This window comes from Microbulbifer maximicatervae (SeqCode) (assembly GCF_052467385.1).
Window position 1 is genome coordinate 779248 of sequence record NZ_CP174311.1, and the last position, 17121, is coordinate 796368.

Genomic DNA, 17121 nt, shown 5'->3' on the forward strand with positions numbered 1-17121 from the left:
CTCACAATGGATGGAAAGGATTCAAAAGCAATTTATTAATAAAGGTATAACTGGCGGCTTGCGCCGCCGGGAGAAGCTTTAGGCGGATTCGGCTGTTTCCACTAGCTCGTCAGTGGTCGCCGGACGCGGTTGCCCGCGCTCTTTAACGAAAACAATCTTTTCGTCGGTTTCGTTGCTATTAACGAATTGACGGAAGCGCTTGAGTTTTTCCGGATCGTTAATGGCTGTTTTCCATTCGCATTGGTAGGTGTCTACTACTCGGGCCATCTGGGCTTCCAGCTCGGCACAAATCCCCAGCTTGTCATCGATAATGACTTCGCGCAGGTAATCCAGGCCGCCGTCAAGATTTTCCAGCCACACAGATGTGCGCTGTAATTTATCGGCGGTGCGCACATAGAACATCAGGAAACGGTCGATATAGCGGATAAGAGTTTCGTCATCCAGGTCAGTGGCGAACAAATCTGCATGGCGGGGGCGCATGCCGCCGTTGCCACAAACAAATAGATTCCAACCTTTTTCAGTGGCGATAACCCCGACATCTTTGCTTTGAGCCTCAGCGCATTCACGGGTACAGCCGGAGACAGCCATTTTTATTTTGTGTGGAGAGCGCAATCCCTTGTAGCGGTTCTCTACTTGAAGGGCCATTGAAACGCTGTCCTGAACCCCAAAGCGACACCAGGTGCTACCAACACAGGACTTAACCGTGCGCAGGGATTTGCCGTAGGCATGGCCGGTTTCAAATCCGGCATCAATCAGCTCTCGCCAAATTTCCGGTAGCTGCTCCAGGCGCGCGCCAAACAAGTCGATACGCTGGCCGCCAGTAATTTTTGTATAAAGGTCGTAGCGTTTGGCCACTTCGCCGATCACTATTAATTTTTCCGGTGTGATCTCGCCGCCGGGAATACGCGGAACTACAGAATAGCTGCCGTTTTTCTGCATATTCGCCATAAAAGTATCGTTGGTGTCCTGTAAGCCGACATGAGTCTGCTCCAGAATATGTTCATTCCACAGGGAGGCAAATATGGATGCGGCCGCAGGTTTACAAATTTCACAGCCGCGCCCTGAACCGTGTTTACTTAATAATTCACTAAAGGTTTTTATTTCTTCCACCTGGATAATGTGGAATAACTCCTGGCGGGAGAAGGGGAAGTGCACGCATAAGTGATTGTTCACTTCCATGCCGAGCGCCGCTAGCTCTTCATCGACAATATTTTTCAGTAACCCAGCACAACCACCGCAACCTGTAGATGCTTTTGTTGCATCCTTAACATCAGCCAGTGAGTGGCAGCCTCCGGCAACGGCGTCGATAATTTGGCCTTTGCTTACATTGTGGCAGGAACACACGGTAGCCGAAGCGGGAAGTGCAGCAGCACCCAGCCCGGGAGCGGCGCCATCGGTTGCCGGTAAAATTAATTGTTCCGGGTGTTCGGGCAGATCAATATCGTTGAGGTGATATTGCAGCAGGGTATCGTAGTCATCCGTATCTCCTACCATTACCGCGCCCAGGAGCTTTTTTCCCTCGCTATCGGTGATCATACGTTTGTAAACGCCGCTTTGCTCGTCTACAAAAGTAATAGCGGCAGCGCCGTCGGTGCGACCATGGGCGTCGCCAATAGAACCGACCTGTACGCCCAGGAGTTTCAGTTTGGTGCTCATGTCAGCACCGTTAAAGCTTTCCTCTCCACCGGTCAGTTGAGCGACAGCAGTACGCGCCATGCTGTAACCGGGAGCGACCAGGCCAAAAATTTTCTGATCGTAAAGCGCGCATTCGCCGATAGCGAAAATATTCGGGTCTGAAGTACGGCAGTTGCTGTCAATTACGATCCCGCCGCGTTCGCCAACTTCCAGCCCGCTGGATTTTGCCAGTTCATCCTGGGGGCGAATGCCTGCGGAGAAAACAATCATATCGGTAAGCAGTTCTTTATCTCCCTTGAACTGCATACGCAGGCGGCCGTCTACTTCTTCAATCAATTCCGTGGCGGTACTGGTGTGTACCTGAACCCCGAGTGCTTCAATTTTTGTTCTTAATAGGGCTGAACCACCTTCATCCAACTGAGTGGCCATAAGGCCTGGGGCGAACTCGACAACGTGGGCTTCAAGTCCCAGTGCTTTCAGGGCATTGGCAGCTTCCAGGCCCAGTAGGCCACCGCCGACAACTACACCACTTTTTGCACTGGCGGCAATCGAGCGAATGGAATCGAGATCTTCCAGGGTTCGATATACAAAGCAGCGCTGGTGTTGATGACCGGGTATTGGCGGAACAAAAGGGTAGGAGCCGGTGGCAAGTATTAATTGGTCGTAAGAGTGGCTGGCTCCACTTGCCGCAGTAATTGTTTTATTGTCCCGATCAATTTGCACCACCTTGTCATTGAGCAGGATATTAAAACCCCACTGCTGATACTGCTCCAGGTCTCCCATGGATAGGTCTTCAGCTGTGCGCCCGGCAAAGTATTCGGAAAGGTGGACCCGGTCATAAGCGGGACGGGGCTCTGCACAGAATATGGTGATATCAAACTGGTTGGCATGTTGATGGTTGGCGAGCTGTTCCAGGAAATGGTGCCCGACCATACCGTTGCCAATCACAATCAGCTTTTGAGGTTTAACATTTGCCTTCATTTACAATCCTGCCGTCTCAATTCGTTTTACTCGGCAGGAAGAGGGCCCATCTGAAATGGCAAGGGCGTCTCCTCTTCTGCCGAAGAGTACAGGCGCCGTTGCCTCGTAATGGGGGGATAAATTGTTGGTAATTAAATACATTCAATCTCTATGCCAATTTTATTTTTAGTAATAAAGAGGGTTTGGCCTGATTGTCCACAATTTTTGCGACAAAGTGGTGCATTTAATTAATTTTCTGCGCTGTAAATGTGCTTATTCAAATCTTATGTATTAGCGCCAAAAGAAGTAGAGCAGATGAGAGAGCAGTAGAATTAAAGTTAGTAGCTGCCAGACAAGAACCGGATTTCTTTCTAGCAGGGGGCGGCTTTGGGGGGCTTTAAAATCTGGGCTGGGAGATTGCAGATCCTGGATAAATTCTGACAATGCGTTGTAGCGCTTTTTAGGATCAGGAGCACAAGCCTTTTGTAGGGCGCTATCAATCCAGTAGGGAATATCTTTGCGGTGTGCGGATGCGCGAGTAAAGCGCATTTGGCTATAGCTCTTTAAACGGTAGTGGTAGCTGCCAAAGCGCTCGGGATAGGGATATTTGCCCGTGAGCAACTCATAAGCAATGACTCCCAGGGAAAAGATGTCTGATCGATGGCTGGCGCTATCCCCAAAAAAGAATTCCGGGGCTGCGTAATTTTTACTACCGGGTGCAGTTTCACCAGAGAGATGTAATTGCTCTCGGAGCCCTGGGCCATCGGCACCACCGAGATCAATGATTACCAAGCGCCCGTCATTGCGCATCATAATATTCTCCGGCTTGAGATCGCCGTGAACGATCTCCAACCGCTGTAAACTTCGCAACGCACTAACCAGTTGTCCCATTAGCTCCCGCACTTGGGGAATTTGAGGTTGTGGATGTAATTGCATCCACTGACGTAAAGTCTGTCCTTCGATGTATTCGAGAATATGATAGAGGCAGTGCCTTTCAGAGGTCGGAGCGAAAACCCTAATAATTCCTGGGTGGGAGATTCGTCGCCCGGTCCACTCCTCAGCAACAAATCGTTCGATGTAGTGGGGGTCATCACAGAAATTAACCGAGGGAGTTTTTATCACTCGCAATGCTTCGGTATTGAGGTCTCGGGCCAGATAGAGATGGCTGCGACTGCTGGCATGTAATTCCTGTAAAACAAGAAAGTTGTCGAGCTTTTGACCTGGGCGGAGATCAGGTGCGAACGGGAGTTCGCGATTGCGCATGGCCAATTCATCGCACTGGGGCAGCCCTACATAATTTATTCGGCAAGTGACAGCAGTCAGGTTATCGGTGGAGCCTGCTTTCAGAGCTGCATCAATAAGCCCCTGTGGTGTTGAGCTGGAAAAGTTAAGCAATCGCTCAATCAACTCTGTCTCAGGCAGAAAATCGTGAATACCATCGCTACTCACCAGGAAAATATCCCCGGGCTGTAATTCCTCACTGCGGTAGTCCACCTCAATATGGGCATCCATTCCCAGGGCGCGACTCAAAAACGTGCGTCCAGGTCCGAGGCTGTGGCTGTGATCGCTACTCAGGCACTCTAATTTCCTGTCGCGGAGTCGGTAGATCCGGGAATCGCCGATGTGAACCAGATGTGCGCTGGTGCCTTTGAAAATAACGGCAGAAAATGTGGTCAACCAACCCCGTTTAATTTCGGCACTGCCGCCACTTTGTCGAAACAGCCAGCTATTGAGCGAGTGCAAAACCCGCGCAACAGCGTGCTTTGTCGACCAGGTTTGCGGGGTGCTGTAATAATCGGAAAAGAATCCATTGATGGCTGCGCGGGCTGCTTCACCGCCGGCTTCCGCATTGGCAACACCGTCGGCTACTGCGGCAAGGCTGCCGTGGCGCTGTAATTCAGCGCCTTCGGGAAGCCGCACTGCGCAGGCGTCGTCATTGTGTTGGCGAAGTCCGGTGCAGGAGGCAGTGAACAGTTGCAGGGCATCTTTTTTATTGCCCTGCGAACTGTCACTGGCAGCGAGCCCGGATTCTTTGGTGCTCGCTGCAGTGGGTAGATCGTTATTAGGCAACATCGATCATGGATACGCTGCCATCGGGGTGTACTTCTGCCATTTGTCCCTCCGGTTCTTCCAGTAGAAGCAGGGCGGCAAAGCCGAGCAATGCGGTAGCGCAGATTACCAGGAAAAAGGTCTGGTAAGACACCATGCTGAGAACGGTGAGATAGAAAACGGCTCCGACATTGCCGTAGGCACCGGTCATACCGGCAATCTGTCCGGTAAGGCGGCGTTTGATCAATGGCACCACTGCGAATACAGCGCCCTCACCGGCTTGCACAAAGAAGGAGCAGGCCATGGCAGCGGCGACCGCCAGGTACAGGGGCCACTCGGCATCGATCATGCTCATAGTGAAGTAACCCAGAGCCAGGCCAGCGGTGAGAATCAGCAGGGTAGGTTTGCGCCCCCAGCGGTCGCTAATCAATCCGCCGGCAGGGCGTGACATCAGGTTCATAAAGGCATAGGCGGAGGCCAGCAAGCCAGCTTTTACCGGGTCCAGTGTAAAAGTCTCAGAGAAAAAGAGGGGTAGCATGGAAACCACAGCCAATTCGGAACCGAAAGTTGCGAAGTAGAGCAGGTTCAAGACTGCTACTTGCTTAAATTTATAGCGGTGTACTGGTGCGGGTGGGTTGCTGAGCACTTCGCGGTTAATACTGTAGGTTTTATACGCGTCCAGAAGGTACAGTAGTACCAGGCCTGCATAGATCAGGTTGGCGGTAAGGTTGGATATTAATGCAACGCCGCTGGATAATTTCCAGGTTAGCAGAGCCAGTGCCGCATACATGGGCACTTTCATCACCAGAAGCAGGATAAAATCCCCGGGGCTGGTGACTTCCATAGCGCCAATTTTTTTGGGTTTGAAATAGGTTGATCCCTTGGGCGTATCAGTCACAGAGAAGTAATAAACTACGCTGTAAACCAGTGCAATTGCGCCGGTGAGGCCAATGGCATAGCGCCAGCCGTCGTCACCGCCAAAAAACAGGGCGATAGTGGGCAGGGACATGGCTGCTGCGGCTGAGCCAAAATTTCCCCATCCCCCGTAAATACCCTCTGCGGTACCCAACTGTCGAGCTGGGAACCATTCGGACACCATTCGGATACCTACAACAAAACCTGCACCAATAAAGCCCAATAGGAATCGGCCAATGGCTGCCTGCACAAAATTGTCTGCCAGGGCAAAAATAAAGCAAGGCACACTGCCGATTGCCAGTAATAGCGAGTATGTGAGTCTGGGGCCATATTTATCAGTGAGCATCCCGATCACAATGCGCGCGGGAATTGTCAGGGCCACGTTTAAAATAAGTAGGGTTTTGACCTGGTCCGGGGTTAATGAAAGGCTTTTCGCAATTGCCATTAGCAATGGTGCGTGGTTAAACCAGGCAAAGAAAGTGATAAAGAAGGCCACCCAGGTTAGGTGGAGCACTTTTATCTTCCCGCGGAACGAGAATAGATTGAGTGAGTCACTGGACATGCGCATTTCCTTTGTTTGCTAATTCCGCAGGCACAAAAAAAGCCCAAAGCTGCAGCCGCTTGACTGCAGACGATGGACTTCGTTGCCCGTTATATTCGGCGAACAACCGCTTCACCGCGCTGATGCGCCTGAGGGAAGGCAATTGCATCATCGAATTATTTCCATTCAATTAATGTGCCACTATTTTTTTGCGAGCAGGAAATCCACCGTTTGCCGGTAGAGGTCTGGACGATAGGCTTCTGCTGCACGAAGTGTTGAGCTCCCCAGATCTGAATACATCTCCAGCAGTTGCCGTGCTTTTTCCTGAGTTGGACGCCCACAGTCGTTATCAATATGGGCAAAGAGGTGCCAGCCGGGATTGGCGAGGATTTCCCGGTCACGGTGGTAGAGAATCTGGTCATTGAGGGAGCGTTGAATCAGCTCCTCAGGCAGGTTGAGGTATTGCCCCAGGGACAAGAGCTTGGCAGCCTCGGCTCTGTTTGTGCGTGCGGCAAGCCAGGTACAGGCTTTGAGAAGAGCGGCCCTTAGGGCCAAGTGGGTTGCAGGGTTGGCTTGGTGCCAGCTTTCAGTGACTGTCAGCACTTTTTCCGGCATAGCTGGCAGCAGTGTATTACAGGCTGCAATGACTACTCCGGACCCTTTGTGGGCGGCCAGGGAGTTCCAGGGTTCGCCTACACAATAGCCATCGATAACGCCGCTGTGGAGGTTTTCCAGCATTTGTTCAGGTGGTAATACCACCAGTTTTATATCCCGGTCCGGGTCGATATCGGCAGAGCGTAACCAGTATCTTAATTGCAAGCTATGACTGGAGAATGGATAAACCGTGGCGAGCCTGACAGTAGGTGGGTATTTATTGTCGTGAAGGTAGCGCTTTAGCGCCAAGGCGATATCACTTTGTGAGTCACCTTCACAGTAATTTTGCAGGCGTTCGAATAATTCTGCGGAAAGGGTAATAGCGTTACCATTGCAGCTGAGAATTAATCCACTTAACAAGCGTTCGTGGCAATTGGGTAGTGCTTGTTCAAGTGTCAGGGGCATAGGAGCGAGCATTGCTGCAGCATCGGCTTTGCGCGCAATTAACTTGTCTCGCAGGGTGGCCCAGCTTGTTTCTTTTTGCAGCTGTACCTTTAATCCATATTCTTGGAAGTAGCCTAGCTCCTTGGCGACAATTAGCGGTGCGCTGTCGGTCAGGCGCAGGTAAAGCAGTTTGATGGTCTTTTTTTCCGGGCACAGAAGGGCTGACATCGGTAATCTAATGCTCTTTCTGAAAATATTGGATTACTTGCTCGGCAACTGTATGGATGGTCGAGTTGCTGTTCATCGCGAGATTGCGCAAGGTCTTATGGGCATCCTCTTCACTGAGGTTCTTCTTGGCCATTAATAGCCCTTTGGCCCGCTCGATTGCTTTTCGCTCTGTGAGTTGCTGCTGGGTGCGCTCGAGAGACTGACGCAATTGCTGGAAATGTTTAAATTGTGCCATAGCGATTTCTATCGCCGGTGCCACGCGCTCAGGAGTCATTCCCTCGGCCATATAAGCGCTTACCCCGGAGTCGACCGCGCGACTAATAAAGTCTGCGTTTCCGTTACCTGAAAACATAGCCACAGGGGTTGGCGCCTCACGATTGACTATGGCCAGGCTTTCCAGGATATCCCTGTCCGGGGATTCGATGTCTATCAGCACAATATCTGGACGGTATTTTTCCACCTGGAAGAGGAGCCCCTCGGCACTATTGATCTGGGCGAGAATGCTGTAGCCAGCAGCACGTAATCGCTCACAAACCAAGTGGGCGCGCTCGGGATTGTCATCGACCAGCATGATTCCAGGGCTTGGATTAGTCACAATTTACTGCGGCACTCATCTAATAATTTTTATTGGGCTTTACCAACTTTTAATCAATAGTTGTGCCAAATACGCAGAGGTGGGGGAGTGGATGTATGTCTCTAATTCCATGAGATAAATCTGATGTTACTGCTTTTTCCTGGTGCGACATTCTGCGGATATTGTTTTTTTTGCACAAGTAGGGGGCTACTACATATTTTTCAGGCAGAAAAGTGTGACTTGGTACTATGGAAGCAAAATTATCTGCACATTTGTGGTTTGCGTGAATAGACTGTCACATGGCGCGTTATTTTTTATTATAGGTGTAATGTGATGGTCGCCTTTATCGACAATATTTAACTAACACGGTGTGTTTGGTGATCTATTTGCGGTTATTAAAAATAGTCAGTTACCCCTAAATTTTTATAGTTTTTTGTTTGTTTGTAGGTGGTCACTCCACTGTGGGGATTTTCTTGGGTTGAAAATTCATAGTGAATTGAGCGGTAAGGCCATTTAAAAAGGAAAACTCCTTATATTTTGGATAAACAAATAGCAATTTAACTTCAGGGAAAAGGTTTCGCGCAAGACTAATTTTTGCTTATTTCTCTCAGGTCTATATAGCCAATTCAGGATATATAGTCTTATTAATTTCACCAATTACGGCTATCAGGTTATCCCCCTTTTCATCCCCTTTGACGACGTTTACACTCGATCTGTTTATAAATTGGGCAATCCAATACTTTTTGAGGTAGATGTAGCTGTAAGTTCATAAAATCAACTAAGAGGGGCACGGCGGTGATTATAGCCATACCTAGAGAGACCGCAGAGGGAGAAGCACGTGTTGCAGCGACTCCCGATAGCGTAAGACGATTACGCGATTTGGGTTTTTCCGTAGCGGTGGAGAAGGGGGCTGGTAACAGGGCCAGTTTTACTGATGAAGCTTATGCTGAAGCCGGTGCAGAAATCCGTGAGGATATGCAACAGTGTCTGGCTGATGCGGGCATAGTATTAAAAGTACAAGCACCAACTGATCAAGAGTTGGCCCTGATTCCCAAAGGGGCTACGCTGATCGCCTTTCTGAAGCCGGCACAAAATGCCGAGTTCCTACAGAAGCTTGCCGAGCGCGATATCAATGCGCTAGCGGTCGAGTCGATTCCAAGAATTTCCCGCGCGCAAAAAATGGATGCGCTCAGCTCCATGGCAAATATTGCCGGCTATCGTGCGGTTGTGGAGGCTGCCCACAATTTCGGTCGCTTCTTTACCGGGCAGATCACGGCAGCAGGAAAAATTCCCCCGGCAAAAGTACTTGTTATTGGTGCTGGTGTAGCGGGGCTCTCTGCAATAGGTACGGCAAAAAGCATGGGAGCTATAGTGCGGGCCTTCGATACCCGCGCTGAAGTACGTGAGCAAGTGGAGTCCATGGGGGCTGAATTCCTCACCGTAGAAATTGAGGAGGAAGGCTCGGGCTCCGGTGGTTACGCCAAGGTGATGTCGAAGGAATTTATTGATGCTGAAATGGCCCTGTTCCGCGAGCAGGCCAAAGAAGTGGATATTGTGATCACCACTGCCCTAATTCCGGGGAAACCCGCTCCAAAATTGTGGCTTGCAGATATGGTCGACAGTATGCCTAAGGGTTCTGTCGTCGTGGATTTAGCGGCAGAAATGGGCGGTAACTGTGACTATACAGTGCCCCATGAAAAAGTGGAGCAGAACGGCGTCACTATTCTTGGTTATACCAACCTGCCCAGTCGAGCAGCGGCACAATCCTCGCGCCTGTATTCAACCAATCTCGCTCACCTGCTTGGGGAGCTGACTCCAGAGAAAGATGGTGAGATTAATCTCAATTTTGAGGATGAAGTGATTCGTGGAGCCACGGTGGTTAAATCCGGTGAGATTACCTGGCCTCCACCCGCACCAAAAATTTCTGCCCAGCCCAAGCCATCGGCGAAAGCTACTGAAGAAGTGAAAATTGTTGAGGAGAAAGCTGAGAAACGAAAATCTCCCGTATCTATTTTTGCATTTTGGGCGGTCGCGGCCATCTTATTGTTGTGGTTGGGGCGCGTGGCACCTCCTGATTTCGTCTCGCACTTTACCGTATTTGTCCTGGCAATATTTGTTGGCTGGCAAGTGATTTGGAATGTTACCCATGCGCTACACACTCCGTTAATGAGTGTTACTAATGCAATTTCCGGCATTGTGGTTGTTGGTGCATTAGTGCAGCTTGGGATTGCCAATTCGGGTTTGGTGAGCCTGCTTGCTTTCATCGGCGTGTTGGTGGCCAGTATTAATATATTCGGTGGTTTCTTTGTGACCTACCGTATGTTGAAAATGTTTCGCCGGTAACGGGAGGAGGGAGTGATGAACGGTATGATTGCAATGGCTTATCTCTTCTCGGCAGTGATGTTTATCTTGAGTCTGGGAGGTTTATCCAGTCACGAAACTGCGCGCAGGGGAAATATTTACGGCATGGTGGGAATGGCAGTTGCCATTATCGCCACTATTGCTGGAGTGGCCGCCGGGGCTTACTGGATGGTCGCCATCGCCATGATCGTCGGCGCGGTGATTGGTTTGGCACTGGCCAAGCGTGTGGCTATGACTCAAATGCCACAAATGGTTGCTTTGCTACACAGCTTCGTCGGCTTGGCTGCGGTATTAATTGGTTGGGGCGGTTTCCTCGATCCGGTTGTGGAGTTACACGGAGCTGCTCATGTTGTCCACAGCACTGAGATATACCTGGGTGTATTTATTGGAGCAATTACCCTGACCGGTTCTTTGGTTGCTTTTTGTAAGTTGCAGGGATTGGTTTCCGGGAAACCATTAATGCTACCGGCCCGGCACTGGCTTAACTTGATTGCCATTTTGGCTTGTATTGTTCTGGGTGTGTTGTTTGTACCGGCAGATGTGCATGCGGGTACGGTTATTAACTTGCTGTTAATGACCTCAATTGCATTGCTGTTAGGTATTCACCTTGTGGCAGCTATTGGCGGCGCTGATATGCCGGTGGTGATATCCATGCTGAACAGCTATTCCGGTTGGGCCGCTGCCGCTACCGGATTTATGCTGGGCAATGATCTGTTAATTGTAGTGGGCGCCCTGGTGGGTTCTTCCGGTGCCATCCTGAGTTACATCATGTGCCGGGGAATGAATCGCTCTTTTATCAGCGTTATTCTCGGTGGGTTTGGTTCTGATGGTGGTGAAGTCTCCGATGAGGAAGTCGATGGTGAAGTAATTGCCATTGATCAACAGGAGCTTGCGGATGAACTGGATGCGGCGGACAGTATCATTATTGTTCCCGGATTCGGAATGGCGGTAGCCCATGCACAGCAGGCGGTTAGTGACTTGACCGATCGTTTGAGAAAAGCGGGCAAAACAGTGCGCTTTGGTATTCACCCGGTAGCTGGACGTCTTCCCGGACATATGAATGTGCTCTTGGCTGAGGCTAATGTGCCTTATGATATCGTTCTGGAAATGGATGAGATTAATCCAGACTTTCCTGCTACAGATTTGGTTTTGGTGATCGGTGCTAACGACACGGTAAACCCGGATGCAGTGGAAAAACCGGGCTCGCCAATCGCCGGTATGCCGGTATTGGAAGTTTGGAAGGCCGGTAAGGTTGTTATCCTCAAACGCTCTATGGCTTCAGGGTATGCGGGAGTTGCTAACCCGCTGTTTTACAAAGAAAACTCACGCATGCTGTTCGGTGATGCAAAAGATAGTTTGCAGGGGGTTTTGGGTAAAGTCGGCAATTAGTTGCTGACTCGGGTTATTAATAGTAATTAACCTCTTTTGTACTGAAAGGCCTGGTGGGGTACAAATTGTGATGTGCCTCTTCAGGCCTTTCTGTATTTTGGTTTAGCAATTTCTTTTGATGAAAAACTTGGTTATCGAACCCTTTTTCAAATAGTGGTAGGCTCCACTGCTTTACATATCTTTACTAATAAAAAGGTTAATAGGAGTTTGGGGATGGAAATCCGTCTACGTAAGCTAGCTTTAGCAGGGGTTGTTACTCTGGGAGCTTTGGGCTTGGCGGCCTGCGGAGGTGGTGGCAGTTCCGATTCTGATAGTGGCAATGAGTCATCCTCGCCGACTCCGGTTGGCGGCTCCTGGGAAGTGGATAACTTTCTGCCATCCACAACTTATACAAACCGATGTGTTTCTCCCCGCAGCGGCACAGATCCCTCAACAGGTTCTGCATATGCGGACGTGGCGGGCACCCGCGAGGATGAAAATAACTGGTTGCGCTCAATGAGTAATGAGCTTTACCTATGGTACGACGAGATTGAAGACAAGGATCCAGCGAGCTTCGATGATTCCTTAGCTTACTTCGAAGAGCTGAAAACATTCGCCTTAACCCCCTCGGGTCAGGAAAAGGATCGCTTCCATTATACGGTTCCATCAGACGAGTGGTATTCACAAACCGAGTCAGGGGTTTACGTTGGTTATGGTATTCAGTGGGCTTTACTCTCCAGTACGCCGCCACGTAAAGCGGTAGTTGCTTACCTGGATGAAGAAAATGGTGGCAATCTGTCGGATATTATCACCCGCGGTGCAGAAGTTATCAGTGTGGACGGTGTGGATCTCGCCTACGGTGATGATGTCGATACTTTAAATTACGGTATGTGGCCGGAAAACGCTGGTGAGTCCCATGTATTTAAAATAAGACCTTTGGGTTCTTCAACGATTGAGACTGTCAATTTGGTTGCATCCCCAGTGCAATCGGACCCTGTTCAATATGTTAAAACGGTGGATACAAATTCGGGCCGCAAAGTCGGATATATGTTATTCAATGATCATATTGCGACAGCCGAAGCGGAATTGATTGATGCTGTCAGCGAGCTTGAGTCTGAGTCTGTTGACGATTTAGTGCTAGACCTTCGTTATAACGGTGGTGGTTACCTCGATATCGCTGCAGAGTTAGCTTATATGATCGCAGGTGATAATACTGCCGGGCAGGTATTTGAAATTGCCCAGTTTAACGACCAGCATCCGGAAACTAATCCAATTACCGGAGCGCCATTGGATGGGACTCCATTCTACTCGACCGGTCTGGGCTTTATTGATGAGTCTTTATACGGAAAAGAATTGCCGACTTTAAACCTCTCTCGGCTATTTGTCCTAACCAGTGAAAATACCTGCTCAGCCAGTGAGGCCATTATCAATGGCTTGCGCGGAATTGATGTAGAAGTTATTCAGATCGGTGAGACTACTTGCGGTAAGCCCTATGGTTTTTATCCTTTGGATAATTGTGGCACCACTTATTTCACAATTCAGTTCTCCGGTGTGAATGCAAAAGGCTTTGGTGATTACTCCGATGGCTTTATGCCCAATGGTGATTACGGAACTGATGCCGATTTGCCTGGGTGTGTGATCGGTGACGATTTTGAGAATCTCTTGGGGGATGTCGATGAAGCGCGCTTTGCTACCGCACTGAATTACATCGAGACCGGAGAGTGTGGAGATATTTCCACCAGTGCATTCTCCATATCAGGTGAAAGTGAAGATGCTCCCGTTTTCAATGCGAGAGTGACCAAGGAAGTTTCCCGCAGTAACCGCATAATGGTGAAGTAAAATGAGAATGGCAGCTCTGGCTAAACTTTGTGTTTTTGCATTAATGTGCCTTGGCTGCTCCTCTCAGCAAAGTGTTGAAACTGCAACACCGGCGCTGTTACGGGAAACAAGCCCGGAGATTCAAAGCAAGTTGCAAGCTGCAGTTTCGCAAGCGCTGGGCGGGGTTAATGTGACCCTGGGCCCGAGGGTGTTTGTGGACGATACTACTTTGGTGATTGAGAATGATCCCAAAAAGATGGCTCTGATTGGCCGGGATATGGGGCGGCCGATCAAGTTTCAATTAGTCGGCAATGGTGAGAAGTGCTGGTTGAGGCGACTGTCCAATGGAGAATCCTGGGAGTTGCCTGTGATGTGTAAGCCTGTTTCCACTGGTTGAGAAAAGAAAGGGGAGCATTAGCTCCCCTTTTTGTTTAACGCAGCAGGTTGGACTTGCGAATATCCGGCTTCTGCGCCGCACGGAAAATCAGGGCAATCTTGCCGATTTCCTGTACCAGCTCGGATGAGGATTTTTCGCAAAGCTCACCAACGATTTGGTGGCGTACTTCCCGGTCGGCGATCATCAGTTTGACCTTGATCAGCTCGTGGTCTTCGAGTGCACGGTTCAGTTCTTCCATCACCCCCTCGCTCAGCCCATTGCCGGCTACGGTCACGACAGGTTTCAGGTTGTGACCTAGAGAGCGAAGAGCTTTTTTGCGGTCGGCGGTTAAAGGCATACAATACTCCATTACCACTTTGTGGAATTCGATGTGGGAGCGGCCACAGACCGCGATCGTCGCCAGCGTTTGTTCGGCGGACCCGATCGCGGCCAGTGGCCGCTCTTATAATTAAGCTGTAGTGATTGTAGGCATTGTACCCGATGGGCCGATCTAAGAGCAGCCACCGTTGGCTGCGTGAACATTTTAATGACCATTACGTCAAACAGTCCCAAAAAGAGGGCTATCGCTCCCGTGCCAGCTACAAGCTGCAGGAGCTACAAAATAAGGACCGCTTATTCAAGCCAGGAATGACTGTTGTCGACCTGGGTGCGGCTCCAGGGGGCTGGTCCCAGGTAGCGATGGAGTTGGTAGGGCACAAAGGCAAGGTTTTGGCGTCAGATATATTGCCGATGGACCCGCTGGCCGGTGTGGACTTTGTCCAGGGGGACTTTACAGAGGAGTCGGTGCTCAGTGAACTGTTACAGCGCATGGGCGATGAACTGGCAGACCTTGTGATTTCCGATATGGCCCCCAATATGAGTGGGATACGCGATGTTGATCAGCCCGCCTCCATGTATTTGGTGGAACTGGCGGTCGATATGGCCCGGCAGGTACTTAAGCCCGGTGGTGCATTTGTTGCAAAGGTATTCCAGGGAGAGGGTTTCGACGAGTTGATCCGCGACTTGCGTGGGAGCTACAACAGTGTCGTAACTCGCAAACCTGGTGCTTCCCGCCCCCGTTCACGTGAAGTATACGTGGTGGCGCGAGGATTTAAGGGCTGAGAGCGACTGAGGACATCGGCGTATTTCTAGTCTGACTCCCCATATGGTATAAGCGATACCTGTATCGGGGGCGAAGGCTGTTGACCCCCCGCACCTATACTGGTTTTATCCGGTATTGATGTGGCCGGCATTGCCGGAATGAACGGATTTTGATTGCGAAAGCGAGAGGGCTATCCCTTTGAATGATATGGCAAAGAACCTAGTACTGTGGTTGATCATCGCAGCGGTACTGCTGATGGTTTTTCAAAACTTTAAACCGCAGTCACGGGATGAGGCTCTCAGTTACTCCGACTTTGTTCAGGATGTGCAGTCGGGCCAAGTTAAGAACGTGATCGTAGACGGTCTGGTAATCACCGGCGAAAAAGCCGATGGCAGCCGCTTCAAGACTATCCAGCCACAGATTATCGACGATGAACTCACCAATGAGCTGGTTCGCAGCAATGTGCAATTCGTTGGTCGCGAGCCTGAGTCTCCGAGTATCTGGCAGCAGCTTCTGGTAGCCAGCTTCCCGATCCTGATTATTATCGCTGTATTTATGTTCTTTATGCGCCAAATGCAGGGCGGAGCCGGCGGTCGCTCAGGTCCTATGGCATTTGGTAAGAGCAAGGCGCGCCTGCTGGGCGAAGACCAGATCAAGACAACTTTTTCCGATGTTGCCGGAGTAGATGAAGCTAAGGAAGAGGTACAGGAGCTGGTCGAGTTCCTGCGCGATCCCACCAAGTTCCAGCGCCTGGGTGGCAATATCCCCCGTGGCGTATTGATGTGTGGCCCTCCCGGTACCGGTAAGACCCTGCTTGCCAAAGCAATTGCCGGCGAAGCAAAAGTACCTTTCTTCTCCATCTCCGGTTCTGACTTTGTTGAGATGTTTGTTGGTGTGGGCGCTTCCCGGGTGCGGGATATGTTTGACCAGGCCAAGAAGCAGGCTCCCTGCATCATCTTTATCGACGAGATTGACGCTGTTGGCCGTCACCGTGGAGCCGGTGTTGGCGGTGGTCACGATGAGCGCGAGCAGACCCTGAACCAGTTGCTGGTTGAGATGGATGGGTTCGAAGGTAATGAGGGCGTGATCGTTATTGCCGCGACTAACCGCCCGGATGTACTGGACCATGCCTTGCTGCGCCCAGGTCGCTTTGACCGCCAGGTATTTGTTGGACTCCCGGATATTCGTGGCCGCGAACAGATCCTCAAAGTTCATATGCGCAAGGTGCCTATGGACGACAAGGTGAACCCACAGACGATTGCCCGTGGAACCCCTGGTTTCTCCGGTGCCGATCTGGCCAACCTGGTCAACGAAGCCGCCCTGTTTGCTGCGCGGGCCAATAGACGCACCGTGACCATGGAAGAGTTTGAGCGCGCCCGTGACAAGATCATGATGGGCGCCGAGCGCAAGTCCATGGTGATGAATGAAAAGGAGAAGGTGAATACCGCCTATCACGAGGCCGGTCACGCCATTATTGGTCGACTGGTACCGGAGCATGACCCGGTACACAAAGTAACTATTATCCCCCGTGGCCGCGCTCTGGGTGTGACCCAGTTCCTGCCAGAGGAAGACAAGTACAGCCTGTCAAAGCGCGCGATTGAATCGCAATTGTGCTCCCTGTTTGGCGGCCGTATTGCTGAGGAAATGACCCTGGGTATCGACGGCGTTACTACCGGCGCTTCCAATGACATCGAGCGGGCCACCGACTTGGCGCGCAGTATGGTGACCAAGTGGGGCTTGTCTGAAAAGCTCGGCCCATTGCATTACGGCGAAGATGAAAGCGGTCAGCCCGGCCAGGGTAATCCGGTTTCCGGCAAGACCACTTATGAAATCGAAGCCGAAGTACGCCGTATTATTGACGGCTGTTACGACCGCGCGCAGAAACTGCTGGAAGACAATCGAGATATTCTTGAAGCTATGAAAGATGCGCTGATGGAATATGAAACCCTGGATGCGGAGCAGGTGGACGATCTTATGGCTCGCCGCAAAGTTCGCGCACCTAGGGATTGGGAAGATAATAACTTCGGTTCTGGTGGAAACAGCCCGACCCAGGATACTGAAACCACAGAGGCCTCAACTGAGGCGGATAAGAGCAATACCGTCGGCGGCCCATTAAACGGCCACTGATTCTCCGAAGCGACTAACTGGACAAAACC

12 protein-coding genes are annotated in these 17121 nt (G+C 50.7%); 6 read left to right on the forward strand and 6 right to left on the reverse strand.

The window, feature by feature from the left end; all coding sequences use genetic code 11:
* Window positions 1–78 precede the first annotated feature (78 nt).
* The 5 genes from nirB to ACJJIR_RS03415 all read right to left on the reverse strand — a co-directional run bounded on the left by nirB (window position 79) and on the right by ACJJIR_RS03415 (window position 7961).
* A complete protein-coding gene (nirB, locus tag ACJJIR_RS03395; RefSeq protein ID WP_444907334.1) occupies window positions 79–2616 on the reverse strand; it encodes a nitrite reductase large subunit NirB in 2538 nt (845 codons plus the stop codon).
* A 270-nt stretch (window positions 2617–2886) separates the two neighbouring features.
* Complete coding sequence (locus tag ACJJIR_RS03400) at window positions 2887–4668, reverse strand: bifunctional protein-serine/threonine kinase/phosphatase (RefSeq protein WP_444907335.1); 1782 nt, start codon at window positions 4666–4668, stop codon at window positions 2887–2889.
* Window positions 4658–6121 carry a NarK family nitrate/nitrite MFS transporter gene (locus ACJJIR_RS03405; RefSeq protein ID WP_444907336.1) on the reverse strand — a complete coding sequence of 488 codons (1464 nt, stop codon included), beginning with the start codon at window positions 6119–6121 and terminating at the stop codon, window positions 4658–4660. Before ACJJIR_RS03405 ends, ACJJIR_RS03400 begins: the two co-directional genes overlap by 11 nt.
* A 180-nt stretch (window positions 6122–6301) precedes the next feature.
* Window positions 6302–7366, reverse strand: a complete 1065-nt coding sequence (locus ACJJIR_RS03410; RefSeq protein WP_444907337.1) for a CmpA/NrtA family ABC transporter substrate-binding protein — start codon at window positions 7364–7366, stop codon at window positions 6302–6304.
* A 7-nt stretch (window positions 7367–7373) separates the two neighbouring features.
* Window positions 7374–7961 (reverse strand): ANTAR domain-containing response regulator, encoded by a 588-nt coding sequence (locus tag ACJJIR_RS03415; protein WP_444907338.1) that lies wholly within the window; start codon window positions 7959–7961, stop codon window positions 7374–7376.
* A gap of 774 nt (window positions 7962–8735) precedes the next feature.
* On the opposite strand from ACJJIR_RS03415, the gene ACJJIR_RS03420 reads away from it, so the two are divergent.
* The 4 genes from ACJJIR_RS03420 (at window position 8736) to ACJJIR_RS03435 (ending at window position 13884) form a co-directional block, all read left to right on the forward strand.
* Window positions 8736–10283: a Re/Si-specific NAD(P)(+) transhydrogenase subunit alpha gene (locus ACJJIR_RS03420; RefSeq protein ID WP_444907339.1), complete on the forward strand. Its 1548-nt coding sequence runs from the start codon at window positions 8736–8738 to the stop codon at window positions 10281–10283.
* A gap of 15 nt (window positions 10284–10298) precedes the next feature.
* Window positions 10299–11690 (forward strand): Re/Si-specific NAD(P)(+) transhydrogenase subunit beta, encoded by a 1392-nt coding sequence (gene pntB, locus ACJJIR_RS03425; RefSeq protein ID WP_413663233.1) that lies wholly within the window; start codon window positions 10299–10301, stop codon window positions 11688–11690.
* 213 nt (window positions 11691–11903) lie between these two features.
* Window positions 11904–13508, forward strand: coding sequence for a S41 family peptidase (locus ACJJIR_RS03430; protein ID WP_444907340.1), 1605 nt, complete (start codon window positions 11904–11906; stop codon window positions 13506–13508).
* A 1-nt stretch (window position 13509) separates the two neighbouring features.
* Entirely contained in the window at window positions 13510–13884 is a 375-nt protein-coding gene (locus ACJJIR_RS03435) for a hypothetical protein (RefSeq protein ID WP_444907341.1), read from the forward strand.
* A gap of 34 nt (window positions 13885–13918) precedes the next feature.
* Here ACJJIR_RS03435 and yhbY read toward each other — a convergent pair whose 3' ends face one another.
* Window positions 13919–14221: a ribosome assembly RNA-binding protein YhbY gene (yhbY, locus tag ACJJIR_RS03440; protein ID WP_108734403.1), complete on the reverse strand. Its 303-nt coding sequence runs from the start codon at window positions 14219–14221 to the stop codon at window positions 13919–13921.
* 143 nt (window positions 14222–14364) lie between these two features.
* Between yhbY and rlmE the strand changes: the two genes are divergently transcribed.
* Window positions 14365–14985, forward strand: coding sequence for a 23S rRNA (uridine(2552)-2'-O)-methyltransferase RlmE (gene rlmE, locus ACJJIR_RS03445; RefSeq protein ID WP_108734402.1), 621 nt, complete (start codon window positions 14365–14367; stop codon window positions 14983–14985).
* A gap of 187 nt (window positions 14986–15172) precedes the next feature.
* Window positions 15173–17092 carry an ATP-dependent zinc metalloprotease FtsH gene (gene ftsH / locus ACJJIR_RS03450; RefSeq protein ID WP_444907342.1) on the forward strand — a complete coding sequence of 640 codons (1920 nt, stop codon included), beginning with the start codon at window positions 15173–15175 and terminating at the stop codon, window positions 17090–17092.
* The last annotated feature ends 29 nt before the right edge of the window (window positions 17093–17121 follow it).

Excerpts from the sequence above, each read along its gene's own strand:
- yhbY (WP_108734403.1), bottom strand. The coding sequence starts at position 14,221 with ATGCCTTTAACCGCCGACCGCAAAAAAGCTCTTCGCTCTCTAGGTCAC.
- ftsH (WP_444907342.1), top strand. The coding sequence starts at position 15,173 with ATGGCAAAGAACCTAGTACTGTGGTTGATCATCGCAGCGGTACTGCTG.
- ACJJIR_RS03430 (WP_444907340.1), top strand. The coding sequence starts at position 11,904 with ATGGAAATCCGTCTACGTAAGCTAGCTTTAGCAGGGGTTGTTACTCTG.
- ACJJIR_RS03435 (WP_444907341.1), top strand. The coding sequence starts at position 13,510 with ATGAGAATGGCAGCTCTGGCTAAACTTTGTGTTTTTGCATTAATGTGC.
- pntB (WP_413663233.1), top strand. The coding sequence starts at position 10,299 with ATGAACGGTATGATTGCAATGGCTTATCTCTTCTCGGCAGTGATGTTT.
- ACJJIR_RS03405 (WP_444907336.1), bottom strand. The coding sequence starts at position 6,121 with ATGTCCAGTGACTCACTCAATCTATTCTCGTTCCGCGGGAAGATAAAA.
- nirB (WP_444907334.1), bottom strand. The coding sequence starts at position 2,616 with ATGAAGGCAAATGTTAAACCTCAAAAGCTGATTGTGATTGGCAACGGT.
- rlmE (WP_108734402.1), top strand. The coding sequence starts at position 14,365 with ATGGGCCGATCTAAGAGCAGCCACCGTTGGCTGCGTGAACATTTTAAT.
- ACJJIR_RS03410 (WP_444907337.1), bottom strand. The coding sequence starts at position 7,366 with ATGTCAGCCCTTCTGTGCCCGGAAAAAAAGACCATCAAACTGCTTTAC.
- ACJJIR_RS03400 (WP_444907335.1), bottom strand. The coding sequence starts at position 4,668 with ATGTTGCCTAATAACGATCTACCCACTGCAGCGAGCACCAAAGAATCC.